Annotated in this window: 19 protein-coding genes; 5 read left to right on the forward strand and 14 right to left on the reverse strand. The window is 37.6% G+C overall.

The window, feature by feature from the left end:
• Positions 1 to 386: 386 nt before the first annotated feature.
• Complete coding sequence (locus tag ACFXN8_RS10540) at positions 387 to 536, reverse strand: epipeptide YydF family RiPP (protein ID WP_386844894.1); 150 nt, start codon at positions 534 to 536, stop codon at positions 387 to 389.
• A gap of 161 nt (positions 537 to 697) precedes the next feature.
• On the opposite strand from ACFXN8_RS10540, the gene ACFXN8_RS10545 reads away from it, so the two are divergent.
• Positions 698 to 865: a helix-turn-helix transcriptional regulator gene (locus ACFXN8_RS10545; RefSeq protein ID WP_386844896.1), complete on the forward strand. Its 168-nt coding sequence runs from the start codon at positions 698 to 700 to the stop codon at positions 863 to 865.
• Between the two features lie 572 nt (positions 866 to 1,437).
• Here the strand turns inward: ACFXN8_RS10545 and ACFXN8_RS10550 are convergent.
• Genes ACFXN8_RS10550 through ACFXN8_RS10580 form a run of 7 tightly spaced genes read right to left on the reverse strand, consistent with a single transcriptional unit; the run spans position 1,438 to position 7,204 of the window.
• The gene (locus ACFXN8_RS10550) at positions 1,438 to 1,797 is read right to left on the reverse strand and encodes a Na+/H+ antiporter subunit G (protein WP_079562765.1); all 360 of its coding nucleotides are present in this window, start codon (positions 1,795 to 1,797) and stop codon (positions 1,438 to 1,440) included.
• The gene (locus tag ACFXN8_RS10555; RefSeq protein ID WP_079562764.1) at positions 1,775 to 2,059 is read right to left on the reverse strand and encodes a Na(+)/H(+) antiporter subunit F1; all 285 of its coding nucleotides are present in this window, start codon (positions 2,057 to 2,059) and stop codon (positions 1,775 to 1,777) included. Before ACFXN8_RS10555 ends, ACFXN8_RS10550 begins: the two co-directional genes overlap by 23 nt.
• Positions 2,059 to 2,541, reverse strand: a complete 483-nt coding sequence (locus ACFXN8_RS10560) for a Na+/H+ antiporter subunit E (protein ID WP_386844898.1) — start codon at positions 2,539 to 2,541, stop codon at positions 2,059 to 2,061. Before ACFXN8_RS10560 ends, ACFXN8_RS10555 begins: the two co-directional genes overlap by 1 nt.
• The gene (locus tag ACFXN8_RS10565) at positions 2,541 to 4,046 is read right to left on the reverse strand and encodes a Na+/H+ antiporter subunit D (protein ID WP_386844900.1); all 1,506 of its coding nucleotides are present in this window, start codon (positions 4,044 to 4,046) and stop codon (positions 2,541 to 2,543) included. Before ACFXN8_RS10565 ends, ACFXN8_RS10560 begins: the two co-directional genes overlap by 1 nt.
• Complete coding sequence (locus ACFXN8_RS10570) at positions 4,039 to 4,377, reverse strand: Na(+)/H(+) antiporter subunit C (RefSeq protein ID WP_370045412.1); 339 nt, start codon at positions 4,375 to 4,377, stop codon at positions 4,039 to 4,041. The genes ACFXN8_RS10565 and ACFXN8_RS10570 overlap by 8 nt, the downstream gene beginning before the upstream one ends.
• Positions 4,378 to 4,380: 3 nt before the next feature.
• Positions 4,381 to 4,803 (reverse strand): Na(+)/H(+) antiporter subunit B, encoded by a 423-nt coding sequence (locus ACFXN8_RS10575; RefSeq protein WP_376074399.1) that lies wholly within the window; start codon positions 4,801 to 4,803, stop codon positions 4,381 to 4,383.
• Positions 4,790 to 7,204, reverse strand: coding sequence for a Na+/H+ antiporter subunit A (locus ACFXN8_RS10580; protein WP_386844902.1), 2,415 nt, complete (start codon positions 7,202 to 7,204; stop codon positions 4,790 to 4,792). The genes ACFXN8_RS10575 and ACFXN8_RS10580 overlap by 14 nt, the downstream gene beginning before the upstream one ends.
• Before the next feature lie 954 nt (positions 7,205 to 8,158).
• Between ACFXN8_RS10580 and ACFXN8_RS10585 the strand changes: the two genes are divergently transcribed.
• Complete coding sequence (locus ACFXN8_RS10585) at positions 8,159 to 8,845, forward strand: histidine kinase (RefSeq protein WP_376074401.1); 687 nt, start codon at positions 8,159 to 8,161, stop codon at positions 8,843 to 8,845.
• A gap of 53 nt (positions 8,846 to 8,898) precedes the next feature.
• Here ACFXN8_RS10585 and ACFXN8_RS10590 read toward each other — a convergent pair whose 3' ends face one another.
• The gene (locus ACFXN8_RS10590) at positions 8,899 to 10,104 is read right to left on the reverse strand and encodes an MFS transporter (RefSeq protein WP_386844905.1); all 1,206 of its coding nucleotides are present in this window, start codon (positions 10,102 to 10,104) and stop codon (positions 8,899 to 8,901) included.
• A gap of 118 nt (positions 10,105 to 10,222) precedes the next feature.
• Here ACFXN8_RS10590 and ACFXN8_RS10595 point away from each other — a divergent pair, with 118 nt between their 5' ends.
• Positions 10,223 to 10,948: a DUF421 domain-containing protein gene (locus tag ACFXN8_RS10595; protein ID WP_376074403.1), complete on the forward strand. Its 726-nt coding sequence runs from the start codon at positions 10,223 to 10,225 to the stop codon at positions 10,946 to 10,948.
• A 232-nt stretch (positions 10,949 to 11,180) separates the two neighbouring features.
• On the opposite strand, the gene ACFXN8_RS10600 is transcribed toward ACFXN8_RS10595, so the two are convergent.
• The 5 genes from ACFXN8_RS10600 to ACFXN8_RS10620 all read right to left on the reverse strand — a co-directional run bounded on the left by ACFXN8_RS10600 (position 11,181) and on the right by ACFXN8_RS10620 (position 14,853).
• Positions 11,181 to 11,963 carry an ABC transporter permease gene (locus ACFXN8_RS10600; RefSeq protein WP_386844907.1) on the reverse strand — a complete coding sequence of 261 codons (783 nt, stop codon included), beginning with the start codon at positions 11,961 to 11,963 and terminating at the stop codon, positions 11,181 to 11,183.
• Entirely contained in the window at positions 11,960 to 12,853 is an 894-nt protein-coding gene (locus ACFXN8_RS10605) for an ABC transporter ATP-binding protein (protein ID WP_386844909.1), read from the reverse strand. Before ACFXN8_RS10605 ends, ACFXN8_RS10600 begins: the two co-directional genes overlap by 4 nt.
• The gene (locus ACFXN8_RS10610) at positions 12,850 to 13,053 is read right to left on the reverse strand and encodes a PLDc N-terminal domain-containing protein (protein ID WP_376074406.1); all 204 of its coding nucleotides are present in this window, start codon (positions 13,051 to 13,053) and stop codon (positions 12,850 to 12,852) included. Before ACFXN8_RS10610 ends, ACFXN8_RS10605 begins: the two co-directional genes overlap by 4 nt.
• Before the next feature lie 399 nt (positions 13,054 to 13,452).
• Positions 13,453 to 13,884: a protein-tyrosine phosphatase family protein gene (locus ACFXN8_RS10615; RefSeq protein WP_386844912.1), complete on the reverse strand. Its 432-nt coding sequence runs from the start codon at positions 13,882 to 13,884 to the stop codon at positions 13,453 to 13,455.
• A gap of 21 nt (positions 13,885 to 13,905) precedes the next feature.
• Positions 13,906 to 14,853 (reverse strand): carbohydrate kinase family protein, encoded by a 948-nt coding sequence (locus tag ACFXN8_RS10620; RefSeq protein ID WP_386844914.1) that lies wholly within the window; start codon positions 14,851 to 14,853, stop codon positions 13,906 to 13,908.
• A 253-nt stretch (positions 14,854 to 15,106) separates the two neighbouring features.
• Between ACFXN8_RS10620 and ACFXN8_RS10625 the strand changes: the two genes are divergently transcribed.
• Both ACFXN8_RS10625 and ACFXN8_RS10630 read left to right on the forward strand, forming a co-directional pair.
• Positions 15,107 to 15,670 (forward strand): GNAT family N-acetyltransferase, encoded by a 564-nt coding sequence (locus tag ACFXN8_RS10625; protein ID WP_386844916.1) that lies wholly within the window; start codon positions 15,107 to 15,109, stop codon positions 15,668 to 15,670.
• A 17-nt stretch (positions 15,671 to 15,687) separates the two neighbouring features.
• A complete protein-coding gene (locus ACFXN8_RS10630; RefSeq protein WP_376074410.1) occupies positions 15,688 to 16,605 on the forward strand; it encodes an EamA family transporter in 918 nt (305 codons plus the stop codon).
• The last annotated feature ends 16 nt before the right edge of the window (positions 16,606 to 16,621 follow it).

Genomic DNA, 16,621 nt, shown 5'->3' on the forward strand with positions numbered 1-16,621 from the left:
ATAGATGATTTTCATTATTATAGAAATTTTAATAAAAAACCTCCCTTACTTAGGATAAGGTTCTCCTCAGCAGAGCTAAGGCCTAACCCCCCCCAACCATTTTGAGGGTACTTTTTCCTTTTGCTCTTTTAATTCATTTTTTATTGACTCAGCGAATTGGAGAGATTGTAACTAAGATAGTCACTATTGGTATGACCTCTTATTGTATATAAAAAAACTACTTCAATACGAAGTAGTTATCTCTCATTAAACCCCCATTTTGATCCATCTAGTTTTACAATGGTCACAGGATGAAGTACACTTTGAATCCAAATTGATTGTTACCGTTCTATTGTACATAAAGTAATTAAAAGGAGAGATAGACTCTCTCCTTTATGTACTTCTAATTAATGGGCACTTCCGGCAATCCGGCGACCTTCTTGTGATTTTACGAAATACCAAAGGTCATTAACTTTAACTAATTTTTTGGATTCGTTTACTAGACTCTTAAATTCTAAGTCTTTTACAGTTTCACTATGTTTGTTTTCCTTTTTCATGTTGCTCCCTCCTTTTAAATTCTATGCTAAATTCCCAAATAATCAAAATCAAAATTTGTTGTTTTTTCTGCAAATTTTGATAATTCGTTAAATTCATGCTTAAAACGGGCTATGTAAAGCAGAATAAAATCGAAAATTATTAAAATTATACTCAGCAACAATTGAGGGAACGATTTGATTTAACTCAAGAAGATTTAGCTAGGGAAATAGATATTTCTAGACAAACTATTATTTCTTTGGAGAAAGAACATTTTAGTCCTTCGATTATTCTTGCTTTTAAGCTGACTAAATTATTCAATTGTCAGATTGAGAATATCTTTATTTATTAGGAGAATTAACTATGAAAAAAAGTGATTTTTAAATACTAGTAGGAACAGTCGTGTTGCATATTTATTTTCGGGTATTATTTGTACAATAATTGGTATATTCATAAATAATCCAGCGATTACATCTAATTATTTTTCTGAAAGTTATATATTATTAGCGATTGGAATTGGCCTAATTATGCTTACGTATGTGGCTCCACATAATATGATGAACGTTCTAAAAAAATTGTTGGTAGGGCTATGTATATAAATTATTTTGTATTATTTATCATGTTGTTCGTTTTATATTTACTTATTAGTTCGGATATTTGGGTTTTTAGTGGAGTTCAATTTTTACTTATTATATTTTCGGTGATGGTTATATCCATACTGGCTAGGCTACAATGATTATTTATACTAAAAAATATTAATAAAGGTTTTGAAACAAGGAAACGTAGCCAGTAAAGCAGCCGGAAAACACTGTGAATTCAACGATTAATCTTGCATACATAAACAATGGCTTAAAGAAAAGGCGTAACAAAGTTGGAATCGAATTTTCGACAAGCAAAGACCTCCAAAAAATGGAGGTCAGCCACTTATTTTTCATCTGCAAATAGCTTTTCCTTTAACTCATCCTCCCCTGACCCTTCTGCTAAAGGTACACGAGAGCGATACGCTGCACGACATATTAAATGCCCCGCTACAGGAGCTGTTACAAAAACAAAGCCAATTCCTAAAATTAAACGTACACTAACATATCCATCATGTACCCAAAAGTAAATAAATGCGCCTAATAGACATGTTAAGACAGACAATGTCGAACTTTTCGTTGCAGCATGTGAACGCGTGTATACGTCAGGTAAACGAATCATCCCAAATGCACTAATAACACTGACAATGGAGCCAATCAATATAAGGATAACTGCCGCCCATTCAATCATTTGATTTACGTTCAACAATCACACCTCTTTCAATATATTTCGTAAACGCAATCGTGCCGATAAAAGCTAAAATCCCTAATATTAAAATGGCTTCTAAATACGCCTTTGTTTTTAATATAATGGAGACGATTGCGATTGCTGAAAGTAGGTTAACACCTATTGTATCAAGTGCAATGGCACGGTCAGGCAACGAAGGGCCTCGAATCACACGAAATAGCGACAACGCAATCGATACACTGAATAATGCAAGAGCCAAAAGTAAAATTTTATCAATCATTAACGTGTCACCTCCATGATTGCTTGTTCAAATTTCCCTATTGAACGAATGACAGCTTCTTTCGATTGTTCAATATCCATTGCATGAATATAAAACAGATCTCCTTCTTCAGAAACTTCCATCACGACTGAACCTGGAGTCAGGGTGAGCAACAACGCAAGAGCTGTTATTTCCCAATCTCCTTTAAGCGCTGTTTTATACGTAAATATTCCAGGAGTAATAGTGAGCTTCGGCGTAGTAATTTGTCTTAATACGCTGTAACTCGATAATAGTAGCTCCCAATTAAAGAGCCATAATAATTTAATGATTGAGAACACACGTCTTAAATAAAATTGTGTGCCATAAAAGCGGTGCATCGCATATAAAATCCCTATTCCGACGATAAACCCCATTAAAAATGTCGAAAACTGCGGTATAACTTCATCCTGTAACAAGAGCCAAAGTGTTGCGATAAATAAATTCAAGATAAATTGCATCGCCATTATTTATTCACCTCGCCTTGCCATGTTGTGCCATCCAGCACTGCATCAATATAGATCGATGGCGTATAGAGCGTCTTTGCTGCATCTGTTACATACGGAGCCATCCATTCAGCTCCAATTCCTAAAGCAATTGTACAAGCTACCAACAATGTTAATGGTAAGACCATACGCTTTGGTAACGGCTTTTCATCCTCTAGACTAATAATCGTTTCACCAAAGAATGAGGAGAGAAATATTCGTAATAGTGAATACAAAACAATTAAACTAGATAAAAACCCTAGCCCTAGTAGAACAAAATTGCCTCCTTCAATAGCTCCTTGTCCAATTAAAATCTTACCTAAAAAGCCACTCAATGGTGGTATCCCAGCAAGAGAACACATGACAATAAAGAATAACCAGCCAAATAAAGGGTAATTTCGAATAAGCCCACTCATTTTATCAATAACCGTTTCACCGGTAACATACATCATCATGCCAACTGCTAAAAATAGCATGGCCTTAGCTACCATATCGTGCATCAAATAGTATGTTACGCCCTGTAAGGCAGACTCTGTACCGATCGCTAGACCAGCTACTATAAAGCCAACACCAATAAGGACGTTATAAGCGGCAATTGTTCTTACATCTCGCCCTGCTAGTGCTCCCATACATCCAGCAATAATCGTAACTCCCGCCATAATTCCTAGCACCATATGAGTCACTTCAGTATTAGTTGGGAAAAGTAATGTAAAGGTACGGACGAGTGCATAAATTCCAACCTTCGTTAATAATGCTGCAAAAAGTGCAGCTATAGCGGTTGGAGGTGCGCTGTATGAGCCTGGAAGCCAGAAGAATAATAATAGACCAGCCTTCAAGCTAAAAACAATTAAGAAAATAAGAGCCACAGTCGTGATCAGTGGGTCAGCTCCTAGCTCCATAACACGGACAGAAATATGTGCCATATTCAACGTTCCAACGGTTCCATATAAAAAAGCTAATGCCACTAGGAAAATCCAAGATGCAACAATATTGATTAGTACATATTTTAGCGCCTCACGTAGCTGGACTTTTTCGCCACCTAAACTAATGAGGGCATAAGAAGCAAGTAACATCACCTCAAAGCACACAAACAAGTTAAAAATATCTCCTGTTAGAAACGAGCCGTTAACTCCCGCTACCATAAGTAGGACAAACGGGTAGAAATACATCTTTTCAAAGCTCTTACCGATTGTAAACATGGCATATAACAGACAAATGGCTGCGACAATATTCGCCACTAATACAAGAAGCATTGCGAACGAATCAGCAACAAATGAAATGCCGAAAGGTGGTGCCCAGCCACTAAAATCAATACGCATTACACCTTGTTTCTGAATCTCTTGTAATAAAATGACACTAATAAGGACAACAAAGCTTAATGTCAATATACTAATGATGCGCTGTAAAAAAATATTGTCACGTAAAAACACAAGTAAAATCGCCGTAATAACCGGCACAATTAATGGTAAAACAATCATATTACTCATCCGGCGTACCTCTCATTTCGTCAAAATTCGCCGAACCGTTCGTTTTATAGGCTCTGTAACCAAGAACAAGCACGAACGCTGTCACCGCAAAGCTAATCACGATTGCCGTTAAAATTAATGCTTGCGGCAGAGCGTCTGTGTAGGGACCTTCAGATTCCTCTAAAAGTGGTACATTCCCCTTCTTCAGTCCACCCATCGTTAAAATCAGTAAATGTGCCGCATGCGATAATACCGCCGTTCCTAAAATCACACGTAATAACTGTTTCGAGAGGATTAAGTACGTCGCAACAGCTACTAATACACCAACTAACACTAGTATTAAAGACTCCATTGGCTACTCATCCTCACTTATACTTAAAATAATTGTGACTACAACACCTACTACCGTTAAAGCCACACCAGCCTCGAAAATGGTTACAGTCGAAAAGCCCATCTTCCCGAAGATCGGTACATTTATATAACTATGTGTCTGCGTTAAAAACGGAACATCAAAAAATAATGAGCCGATTGCTGTGCCTGTCGCCAGTAATACGCCAAACGCTGCAACTTTTTTAAAATCAAATGGCATCCCTTTATGCACTGTTTCAATGTCATACGCTAAATACAGTAGAACAATGCCAGAGGCTAGCACGAGACCACCTATAAAACCTCCACCCGGCGCATGATGCCCTGCAAAGAATAGATAAATACCAAGAGTTAAAATAATGAATACGACCGTCTTTGTGACTGTACGTAAAATAACGTCATTTATTTTCATGATCCGCTTCCTCCTTTCGTGGCTTTAGCTTCGTTAATGTATACACCCCTAAGCCAGCAATCAGAAGAACGACAACTTCTAGCATCGTATCAAATGCACGGAAATCGCCTAATATGGTGTTGACGATATTTGAACCACCCGCTAGTTTATAGGAATCATTGAAGTAAGTAGATACTGGCTCAAATCGATCGAAATGGACAACTGCCAGGCCTACTAATGTAACTGTTGCGCCAACGAAAATGGAGATAATCACCTTAGACCATTGCATTTTTTTACGAGAGGCTTCAGGCATTAAATCAGGTAAATATTTAAAGCATAGAAGGAATAAAGCAGTTGTCACAGATTCAACGACTAATTGGGTTAATGCTAAATCAGGAGCACGGAAAATTACAAAGAAAAATGCGATTGAATAGCCAAGTACGCCATTCAACAACATGGCTGTTACGCGGCCTTTAGCGAAAATCATCCACACTGCAGCGAACATCATGACAAACACTAAAATGAGCTCATAGGACTCAATTGGGGAATCCTTCGCAAAATTAAATGCAGTAGCATCCGACCATATAAAATATCCTGCGATAAGAGCAACAAAGAATACATATATATAGACAAAATAATGCGTTAAATTACCTGTCATATAACGATTCGTAAGCTTTGCAGAACTATTTTCACCAAACTCAATCAAACGATTGTAATACATATTAAACGTATATCTTTGCGGGAATATCCGATACAAAGGCTTCCAGCTTTTTAACGTTTTAAATAAGATGATCCCCATAATAATGACACCAAAAGTCATTAACAATTCAGCATTAATGCCATGCCAAGCATGAATATGCGGTGTTAATTCACTAGTTGATGGGAATGTTGGATAAATACTTGCCATAGCAGGCTCTAAAATATAATGCCCTAGCACGTTTGGAAAGAAGAAGATTCCCACTACAAAGACGCATAGAATGATTGGCGAAAGTAGCATACCTAACGGAGCTTCATGCGGTTTTTTATCCAACTTATCAAGCTTTAGTTTTCCGAAAAACGTTCGACTGATTAAAATCAAACAGTAAACAAATGTAAAGATACTTGCCACCCATGCCACTATTGGAAAGAGCAGTCCTAAATCAGTTATTGAAAAGGCCTCGACATCGCGAATAGCTAGTACCGCGGTGAAAAACATTTCTTTACTTAAGAAGCCATTAAATGGAGGTAAACCGGCCATAGAAAATCCGCCAATGACTGCAATTGTGAAAGTTACCGGCATTAAGGCCATTAATCCCCCGAGACGGCGAATATCGCGTGTGCCCGCCTCATGATCGACAATACCAACCATCATGAATAGTGCACCTTTAAACGTGGAGTGATTAATAAGATGAAACAACGCTGCAAAGCTTGCCTGCGTGTAAAGAACGGTATCTGCAGCATAGCCGTAATAATGACCAACGGATCCTAGTCCAAATAAACTCATAATTAAACCGAGCTGACTAACCGTTGAAAAGGCCAGTAACGCCTTTAAATCTGTTTGCCGCACAGCATTAAATGAGCCCCAGAACAACGTTACAAGGCCAATCACACTGACTAGCCAGAACCAAACCGCCTCTCCTCCAAATACTGGAGAAAAACGCGCAACTAAGTAGATCCCGGCCTTTACCATTGTTGCCGAGTGTAAGTAAGCACTGACAGGTGTTGGTGCCTCCATCGCATCTGGTAGCCAAATATGGAAAGGAAACTGTGCAGATTTTGTAAATGCACCGATTAGAATAAGAATTAACGCTGGGATAAACAGTGTATGATCTCGTATGATTCCTACATTAGCTACAATTTCACGAATACTAAATGTACCCGATGCTACATAGAGCATTAGAAATCCCGCTAGCATTGAAAGACCACCAAAAACGGTAATTGTCATCGCTTTTCTTGCACCAGCACGAGATGCTTTTCGATGATGCCAAAATGCAATTAACAGGAATGAAGATACACTTGTTAGCTCCCAAAATGTGTATAATACCATTAAATTATCTGAAAAGACGACGCCAAGCATAGCGCCCATGAATAGTAATAAATAGCAGTAAAAATGGTGAAGAGATTCTTTCGTTGATAAATAAAAAATAGAATATAAAATGACTAAACTACCTACACCCGTAATCAGCAAGCCAAAAATCATACTGAGTCCGTCGAGATATGTTGTGAAATTTATATTAAAAGAGGGAATCCACTCATATGTATGAATAAACGTTTTACCCTCGGCAATTTGAGGAATGTAGCGCGCGAGTAAAAGAAACAAGATGAATGGAACGGATAAAACAAACCAGCCAAGATGTGCAACACGCCTTAGTCGCCTATAAAGTAGCGGAATAAGTGCAGCACAAACAAATGGTAAAAGTATCGCAATGAGAACTGTAACCAAGTGAAAACCTCCTACTTTCAATTTCGTTCAGCAACTGTTGGTTGAGATGGTGCGAAAAACTGTATATATGAGAAATAACCGATAATAAAGTATTCCCAAATCTACTGAAGTTACTACTGTTTTATACTTTGCTTCACACACAAAAATCTATAACAATTGCTGGAGAGCGTTTAACTTCTTTCAGCGGGTGTCCAAACATCCGCTGAAAAGCATCACGCAGGCTTAAGCACAAAGCAGATTCCGGACGCAATTATGCCGAGGCATAATTGATATAACTCACTGAAAAATACTAAAGCCTTTATGCTTCTTGCCATCCCAAAGACGGCAGATATTGGGTGAATAAAGCTAACTAACATATCAGAAATTCTCTTGAAATTTGATTTTTATCACGTAATAAAGTGTGTACTCCTTGAATTGGAAAGTAAGTGGTATGTGTTGAAGTAATAGACAATAATAAATAAGGACAAATCTAGTTCATTTCAACATTCAGCGCATATTTTATGGGTGATAGTACTGCATAAAACCAGGGGAACTTTTTAGTCTATAAGCTTCATATCTTGGGAAGCCTGAATAACCAATAGCGTATTTCCTTAAAGCCTTTAGAAAATAGCATGACTTTTAAAGAGATAAAATGTACACACTATTCCTGTCACTATGGCGTACCAAGTCACTTGACTATCTTTTTAACAAACTGCATAATAGTGTGGCATATAGAAGCAAATTGGTTTAGATGCACGAAATGCATAAATCAAATAACTGTAAAGTATAGAGATAACCTAGTTTACTTAAGGTTTTCCCAATATATTATCATTAACCTTTATACGTTTTTTAGTATACAATATAAATGAGCATAATGCACTGTATCAGTATCGATTTTAGCTGTTTTAGGATAATTTTTTCGAAACCGACAGTGAAATTGACAAAATAACGACAAGATAAGAGGTGTTGATTTTTATGAAGCATGTAAAAGGGCGTTTAGACGAAAGTATATTAGTTTGTGTTTACTATGGGCTTAACGGCGAGCGATTAATACGACGTGGTCATAAAATGGCTACAATGCTAGATTGTCCACTCTATATCCTTTCGGTCGATTCGCAACCCCTTGATGCATTTGACGCAGAGAAATCTAGCTACATTGAGCAATGGAAAAAGTTATCTGATGAGCTTGAAATTGAAGAGTTCATATTACAAGATAATGAAAAGCGTCCCATACAAAAAGTTATTGCAGAAGTGGCAAAAAATTACGGAATTTCTCAAATTATCGTAGGTCAAAGTGCACAAAGTCGCTGGGAAGAGATTACAAAGGGTTCCTTCCTAAACGTTTTATTAAAAGAGGTTCCTTTTGTTGATTTTCATATCGTAGCTGTCCAACGTCCAACTGACGACGATGCGAACGATACATTTGAAAAAGGTGTGCGTGCTTATTTAATCCAAGATCATGAAGACTTTAAAGTAGCATTTACATGTCCTAAATATGTATCCATTGAAGGTATATTCTTCAAAGAGATTGGTACTGACTTTGATAATGGTATTTTTAAATTCACTTACAATGATAAAATGCATGAAGTTCACATATCAGAGGGCTATATACTAGATAAGGAAAAACTTCCATCTGAATTTTTATCACCATTACGTCAATAATAAAAACGCGTTCCCTTGAGAACGCGTTTTTATCTATCCCTCTTACCTAAGTCTTACACCGTCGAAGCTGGTTTATCTTTAGGTAAGAAAAATGCTACTAGTAATAATAATGGTAGCAAAGATACGACCATCATCGTAAAATCAATACCCCTATGATCCATTAAGACACCAATGACCATCGCACCTATTGCACCCATTCCGAAAGCAAAGCCAGTTGTTAAACCAGCCATTGTACCAATTTTTGTCGGAACAAGCTCCTGTGCGTAAACCACTGTTACCGAGAAGCTGATCATAATGAGTGTACCGATAATCACTAAAAATAGCATAGCTGCCCATAATGGTACATAAGGCAACGCTAAACAAAATGGCATCGGTACAACGACGGACAGTAAAATAACGTTTTTTCTACCAATTCGATCTGATAATGAACCTCCGAAAAATGTACCAACGACGCCAAATGCCATAAAGGTGAATATTAAAATTTGGCCAAGTTGAAGACTAACCCCATAATGATTCATTAAATAAAACACATAAAAACTTGTAATATTAGTTGTATAAAATGATCTCGCAAAAATAATAGTAAATAGTAACGTCAACGCAATGCCTACTTGTTTCTTTGTTAATGGAGGCAAATTAGAAACTAATACTCGCTTTTTCTTTGCTATACGTTCTTGCTCCAACTGCTTTTTATACCACGTTGCAATTTTACTTAATAGTAGAATACCAATTGCTGCCACTACTAAGACAATTGCGGCACCACGTTGTCCAAAAATAGCAAAAATATAAGCACTAATTAGTGGTGCAAGTGCTTGCCCAGAGTTACCTCCGACTTGATAAATCGATTGAGCAAGCCCTCTTTTTGAGCCTGCTGCCATAAAGGAAACACGTGAACCCTCAGGATGAAAAATAGCTGAGCCAAATCCTATAAATAATACCGCGATAATAATTATCCAATATTGTGAAGTGAACGCTATAATGGCAATGCCTATGAATGAACTTGCCATACCAATTGGTAAAGCGTAAGGCATCGGCTTTTTATCGCTAGCAAAACCAACTACAGGTTGCAAAACAGAGGCAAACATATTTAATACAAACGAAATCAGACCTATTTGTGTGAAAGTTAGCCCTAAATCACTCTTCAATATTGGGAACATCGCCGGAATAACAGCTTGCATCGTGTCATTGATAAGATGGGCAACAGCTATTGCGATCATAATGGGATAGACCGGATTATTTAAATTTTCTATTTTCTTATTCATGTCGCCACCTACTTTCCAATTTTATTCAATCTCCATTTATAAGAGATCGTCGCATACTATTAACCTTTTTGCACAAGCTATTCATTGAAATAGCAGTTTTAAGGGAGTTGATTTATGTATGAATATAGACGAATTTTTTAAAGCTGATTTTTGGGAAATGATACTTAGGTCCACCCTTTCCTTCTTTGCGTTACTCATCGTAACCCGATTACTAGGGAAAAAACAGCTTGGACAACTTACATTCTTCCACTATACAACAGGTATCACATTTGGTTCCATTGCATCAGAAATAGCAGCACAGGCTGAGACACCCTTTTTAGATGGACTTATTGCCCTTATTTGGTGGAGCGTTTTAACATATTTAATGACCATCATTACCATTAAATCTAAAAAAGCTCGTGTGATTGTTGATGACAAGCCAACAATCCTTATTCAAAATGGAATTATTTTAGAGTCTGCCTTAAAGAAGAATCGCTTGCATATGGATGAATTAGCGATGATGCTAAGGGAACAAGCCGTATTCTCTGTACAAGATGTACAATACGCATTACTTGAAACTACGGGTAAACTAAGTGTACTACCAAAGCCTGCTGAACAACCAGCTACAAAACAAGATGTAAAGGCCGATGTTACACCACCAACCTATATACCAACAGAAGTAGCTTCAGATGGGAAGGTTATTTATGAAAACTTAGTTGAACTTGAATTAACCGAAGATTGGCTTATGAAAAAGCTGAAAAAGCAAAACGTCCAATCTGTAGAAGATGTTTATTTTGCTCAGGTTCAAGCAAACGGCTCCCTCTATATAAGCATGAAGGATAAAGCAAGACGATCAAGCTCTTAACAGCTTGTCTCGTCTTGCTTAATCTATTTTTACAATATCTAATTATTAGTTTTTGATGGCCCCCCAGGTAGGGCGCCCAGTCGGTGCGGAAATCAACCTTACGTTATGATGATGAACCCAAAATGCAGAAGTTAACATTAGACATGACGCTCCAACATCAAAAACAATTCTACAAAAAACACTGTAGCTGCCGCTGCTTTGCTTTCGCTACTGAAAGACTTGCTGAAAGATGTTAAATTTTCGTCATCGAAGCATTTTTCTTCATTGTCAAAATTCCTATGCTTATACAAATTATCGTGATAACTAATGTAATAGATAGGCTCCACCAATAATCGGACATCTCCATCGTACCCCTCATTAATTGAACGCCATATACCGGTAATTTCCACGGTGATATTGTCCAAAATGTCCCAACTAAAGCATCCACTATTTGCCCAATAAATATAAAAGCGAATGCACATGCTGTTGCTACCACTGTTTTAAAAGTCGCACTCATCATTAATGTCACTGCTATCACGAAGAGTAGCCAAGAAAAATACGTGAAAAAACTTGCCACAAGTGGCCCTATCTCTAATGTTCCATAAAGCACGACCGTATAGTATATGCTCGCAGCGAAACCAGCTAAAATACTAACAAGGCCAACAGTACTCATGACGATAAATTTGCTCATAAAATAAGCGCTGAACGATATAGGACGGACATACAATAAAGTAGCCATTCCACTTGTTCTTTCTTTACTAATGGCTCCTACGAAAGTAGCCATTAATACGAGTAAACCTATCGTTTGAAACTGTCCAATGGAGGCTTGTATTAGGTCAACCGGCATTAATTCAGGCATCAACATTTCAAAGCCTTCTGGTACGTTACCAACAGCATTTAAAATATCCATCATATAATAGTTTGTTAGTGGATCACTCATACCGAGCAATGCAAATACAAGAGGTATCCATAAAAACTTCCAGCTTCGCCAAGCTTCTCTGAATTCCTTTTGCAGAAGTACAGTAAATCCTCTCATGTTTTTCTCGCCACCTTCAAGAAAATCTCTTCAAGTGATGCTGTTTGTCGCTCCACTTTTCGTATCTTATTAGGGCAACTGCTTAAATGTTGAAGCAGTTCCTGCATACTCGGTTTTTCATCAATAATTTCTATATATACATGACTGCCCTTAACTTCTCCAATAAGTTCAGATTGACTGGCAAAAAGTTGTGCCTCTTTTTCAGTGCCAAACTCTACAACATAATTTGGTTCATCGAAACGTTGTCGAACTTCACGTAATGTTCCCTGTTCTACTAGCTTCCCATCACGTAAAAACAATAATTGATCTGTCATCTCTTCGGCATCATTTAAAATATGTGTCGAATATAAAATAGTTGTTTCTTGCTGTAAGCCCTTTAATAAATCAAGAACTTCCCTACGACCTACTGGATCCAACGCAGACACAGGTTCATCTAGTAAGAGTAATTTAGGCTTATGCACAATTGCTTGGGAAATACCTAGTCGTTGCTTCATGCCACCGGAAAATGTAGCAATCTTCTTATTTAAATCATTACCTAGACCTACAAACTCAAGTGTTTTTTGTGCTTCTACTTTTGCTTTTTTTGCAGGCACACCATTTAACTTTGCAGCCATTTCAGTAAACTCTAACGCACTTAACCAAGGATGGAATTGCGGATATTGTGGCAAGAAACCAATGTTGGCTCTTACATCACCCTCCAGCATTTTTACACTTCCAGAGGTCGGTTTTAATAAGCCTGTTAGCATCGATAATGTCGTTGTTTTACCAGCTCCATTGGGTCCAATTAAAGCTGTCGATGTATTTTTTTCTAATGTGAACTCGATTTCGTCCACAACTACTTTCTCTCCAAATTGCTTTGTTAGGCCTGTTACCTGAAATAATATCGTCATGATTGTTTTCTCCCCACTATAAAGTACGCAATCGACCCAAGATAACTAGTAAAAATGATAAGAAACACCCATAAAATTTTAGGCCCGTTTGTTGCATGGATTTTACGTAAATCAACTAGAGCTACAATCATTAAAATAATTTGGACCACAATTAGTGGTGCTATAACTGCCCATGGAACTTTCGCTAACTCCTCCATCATAGAGATCACCTCACCATTGTTATATTATTACTATAACAAAATCTGTTCTAATATGTATAGCACAATTTCATATGTAAAATTGTTTACTTTTTTTGATAATGGTTATGAGGACTATTTAAAATAACGTTGTATTATTCAAAGTTAAGAATGAGCCACTTCGCTCGTGTTGCTCGCTCCAATCAACCTATGCACATGACATACGTTTTAACAAAATGTCATCCAACTTTTTAATTTTATCGGAATACTTTCAGGAATTATCGCCCAACTTTGATATTTTATCGATCAACTTTTAATATTTATCGACATCCACCTTTTTCAAAAATCATGAACAGTTTATTCACCTAACTAAAAAAGAAGATGTACCAAGGTTGAAAAAACCTTCTTGGTACATCTTCTCATTTATTTATATAACTTCTGCAAAGCATCTGCCATTTTTGGACGAATTGTTACTTGTGGACGCGCGTTCTTTACAGCCGCTTCCGCTTTCTTTAGAGAATCGGTCATGCTAAGCTCCATTAATACTGCAGTAGCAGCCACTCCTGCGCGACCTCCCCCACTTCCGCAATGGAAGTACACTTTCTGCCCATTCTCATAGGCAGAAACGATTTCTTTCGCAACTTTTTGAATAGATGGTGCTACTTCTATGTCCTCATCAGCAATCGGCATATGCTTGTACACATATGAAGCCGCCTCCTGCTCCTCATTAGATAAACCATTTACGCGAACATCAATTACAATATCCACCGTTTCTTGTTTAAAAGCTACATCTGCATCTTTCGCACCGCCAAAGAATAATCGATCTTTTACTAATACATCGTAATTTTTCTCCATTGTACGCCACGCTCCAAACGACTATTTAAGTAAATGCTTAATATCATCATAGTATGGAAGAGCTGTTAATGCCCCTGCTTTAGTGGCTGCTAAGGCACCTAGCTTATTGCCAAAACTTGCACAACGAACAAGTTCTTCCTCCGTTGTAGGTAAACCATTGTAATGAACATCGCGTAATACGCCAGCCATAAATGCATCCCCAGCACCTGTAGTATCTACTGGCACAACCTTTTCCGTCGGTACATGAATAACCTCACCATTTAATACCGCATAAGTGCCATTTTCCCCTACTGTTACTAAAATAATGGGCACTAAATAACTGTTTAATTGCTCAATGCCCTCTTCCAAGCTCGTTGTTTCTGTCAGGAAAAATAATTCTTCATCAGTGACCTTTAAAATGTCTACGTGCTCAAAAAATGACGTGATCGTTTCACGGCAAACTTGCTCACTACTCCAACGTAGAGGGCGTATATTCGCATCCATTGCGATAATTGCCCCTTTTTCCTTTGCCATCTCTACCGCAGCACGTGTTGTATCAAGTGCTGTAGGATGGAACATAGTTCCCGAGCACACTGTTAAAGCAGATGCATGTTTAAAAGCTGCTTCGTTTAATTGTATTGCTTCTACTTGTAAATCTGGCGTTTCATCGACATAATCCTTAAAAATTCGCTCACACGCTTCTGTTAAATGTACATAGACACCACTAACACGCTTCGCAGGGTTAAATACAGCATAATCCAGGTTTACCCCTTCTTGTGCAAGACCATCTCGAACGAATTGAGAGCCTTCGTCATCTCCTGTGATCGTAATTAATGCAGATGGAGCACCGATACGGCTAATTCCCGCAGCAACATTTACCGTTGCACCACCCATATATTTAGTAAAAGATGTGTTAGTTACATCATCAGCGATATAGTCAATAAAAGCATCTCCATAAACTAATATATAATCCTTATCTTCCTTTGTCATTGTTGTCCTCCCGAAACTCTAGTCATTATAGATTAACACGAAATCAGATATCGTATAAAGTTTTAAACTTTCGGAAAAATAATCAATTATGCCTTGGCATAATTGCGTCCAGAGGCTTTAACTTCTTTCAGCGGGTGCCAAACACCTGCTGAAAGAAGTTAAAGCTGCCGTCAGAATATCACCATTTATTCAAAAACTTGAGTCATCCTCTATCTTTGTTATACTTGCCTATAGAAAGGTAGGGATTTTGACAATGAGTATTACAATTCGACAAGCGCAACCGCAGGATACCCATGCCGCTGTACCATTAATTATTGATGCGATTGGTGATATTGCCAACCGTTTAACAGGAGAACAGACAGTTAAAGCAGTGGAACAAGAGCTTACTGTACTATTCAAGCGTAAGGATAATCGACATTCCTATTTAAATACTTTTGTTGCCGTTGAGAATGAGCAAGTACTAGGAATTCTTGTTTACTATAATGGTGTCGAAGCCATTCATATGGATGCGAATCTCGTAAAATGGCTTGAGGAAAAAAATGCGCCATCCATCATCATCGATCAAGAAGCGCATGAAGATGAATATTATATTGATACTATTTGTGTAGCACCAGAAGCTCGTGGTAAAGGAATCGGAACATTATTACTGCAATTTGCCATAGAGGAAACACAAAAACGAGGTTATACAAAATTATCATTAAATGTTGAAATGGAAAAAGAGGACGCTCGTCGCCTTTATGAACGTATGGGCTTTGTTATTACAGAACCATGGTCCATAATCGATGAACCATTTCATCATATGGTGAAGCAATTTTAGGAAGTGAAACAAAAAACATGAAGAAAAATTTATTTTATCCTCTTTTAATTGTCATTGCCTCTAGTAGCTACGGAATACTATCGACAATTGTCAAAGTAGCTATGCAGCATGGCTTTACAACAGGAGAGGCAGTATCAAGCCAATATATTATTGGCTTTATGCTTGTTGCAACTATTTTTATAGTGACACAAAGACAATTACCAAAGCTTTCTAAAAAGGGACTGCTTATTTTAGTGTGTGCCGGGATATTTACCGGTACTACAGGGATTGTATACGGAGAATCATTAAAGTATCTACCAGCCTCTCTTGCCGTAGTAATGCTCTTCCAATTCACGTGGATAGGCTTATTAATAGATTGCGCACTTCATAAACGCTTACCAAGTAGGACTGAAGTGATTTCAATTATTGTATTATTCGCTGGAACTATTTTAGCTGCTGGTGTACTAAATGTAGATTTAAGTGATATTCCTATTCAAGGCTGGCTGTTAGGCTTTGCTGCTGCCTTTACTTTTGCTTGCTTTATCCAATTTAACTCTCGTCACGTGGAAGGTATTACAACTACATCACGCGTGTTGATTGTTTCCTTTGTCGCTCTTATAGTGATTAGTATTTTCCTAAACCCTGAAGTTCTTTGGAACGGTAAATTATTTGCCGGTGGTTTATGGAAATTTGGACTAGCACTAGGGCTCTTCGGTATTATTTTGCCGATTTATTTATTCTCTATAGCTGTTCCGAAAGTAGGAGGAGCTCTTGCCTCTATTTTAAGCGCTATGGAGTTACCCGTTGCTGTAACTGTTTCAGTTATTGTTTTACATGAACCTTTAACTTCTTTACAAATAGCGGGTATTATTTTGGTTATTCTAGGTATGATGCTACCGACAATACTTTCGCAGCGACGACAAAAGAATAAATCTTTAGAGCCTAATAGTAAGTAAATACTTTAATCTAAAT

Origin of the sequence: Lysinibacillus sp. NPDC059133 (assembly GCF_042755925.1) — a bacterium.
Taxonomy (GTDB): domain Bacteria; phylum Bacillota; class Bacilli; order Bacillales_A; family Planococcaceae; genus Lysinibacillus.

Coding starts and splice junctions, on each gene's coding strand:
- ACFXN8_RS10560 (WP_386844898.1), bottom strand. CDS start 2,541: ATGGCGATGCAATTTATCTTGAATTTATTTATCGCAACACTTTGGCTC.
- ACFXN8_RS10590 (WP_386844905.1), bottom strand. CDS start 10,104: ATGAATAAGAAAATAGAAAATTTAAATAATCCGGTCTATCCCATTATG.
- ACFXN8_RS10555 (WP_079562764.1), bottom strand. CDS start 2,059: ATGATTGATAAAATTTTACTTTTGGCTCTTGCATTATTCAGTGTATCG.
- ACFXN8_RS10630 (WP_376074410.1), top strand. CDS start 15,688: ATGAAGAAAAATTTATTTTATCCTCTTTTAATTGTCATTGCCTCTAGT.
- ACFXN8_RS10595 (WP_376074403.1), top strand. CDS start 10,223: ATGAATATAGACGAATTTTTTAAAGCTGATTTTTGGGAAATGATACTT.
- ACFXN8_RS10585 (WP_376074401.1), top strand. CDS start 8,159: ATGAAGCATGTAAAAGGGCGTTTAGACGAAAGTATATTAGTTTGTGTT.
- ACFXN8_RS10565 (WP_386844900.1), bottom strand. CDS start 4,046: ATGAGTAATATGATTGTTTTACCATTAATTGTGCCGGTTATTACGGCG.
- ACFXN8_RS10540 (WP_386844894.1), bottom strand. CDS start 536: ATGAAAAAGGAAAACAAACATAGTGAAACTGTAAAAGACTTAGAATTT.
- ACFXN8_RS10605 (WP_386844909.1), bottom strand. CDS start 12,853: ATGACGATATTATTTCAGGTAACAGGCCTAACAAAGCAATTTGGAGAG.
- ACFXN8_RS10620 (WP_386844914.1), bottom strand. CDS start 14,853: ATGACAAAGGAAGATAAGGATTATATATTAGTTTATGGAGATGCTTTT.
- ACFXN8_RS10600 (WP_386844907.1), bottom strand. CDS start 11,963: ATGAGAGGATTTACTGTACTTCTGCAAAAGGAATTCAGAGAAGCTTGG.
- ACFXN8_RS10575 (WP_376074399.1), bottom strand. CDS start 4,803: ATGAAAATAAATGACGTTATTTTACGTACAGTCACAAAGACGGTCGTA.
- ACFXN8_RS10615 (WP_386844912.1), bottom strand. CDS start 13,884: ATGGAGAAAAATTACGATGTATTAGTAAAAGATCGATTATTCTTTGGC.
- ACFXN8_RS10625 (WP_386844916.1), top strand. CDS start 15,107: ATGAGTATTACAATTCGACAAGCGCAACCGCAGGATACCCATGCCGCT.
- ACFXN8_RS10610 (WP_376074406.1), bottom strand. CDS start 13,053: ATGATGGAGGAGTTAGCGAAAGTTCCATGGGCAGTTATAGCACCACTA.
- ACFXN8_RS10570 (WP_370045412.1), bottom strand. CDS start 4,377: ATGGAGTCTTTAATACTAGTGTTAGTTGGTGTATTAGTAGCTGTTGCG.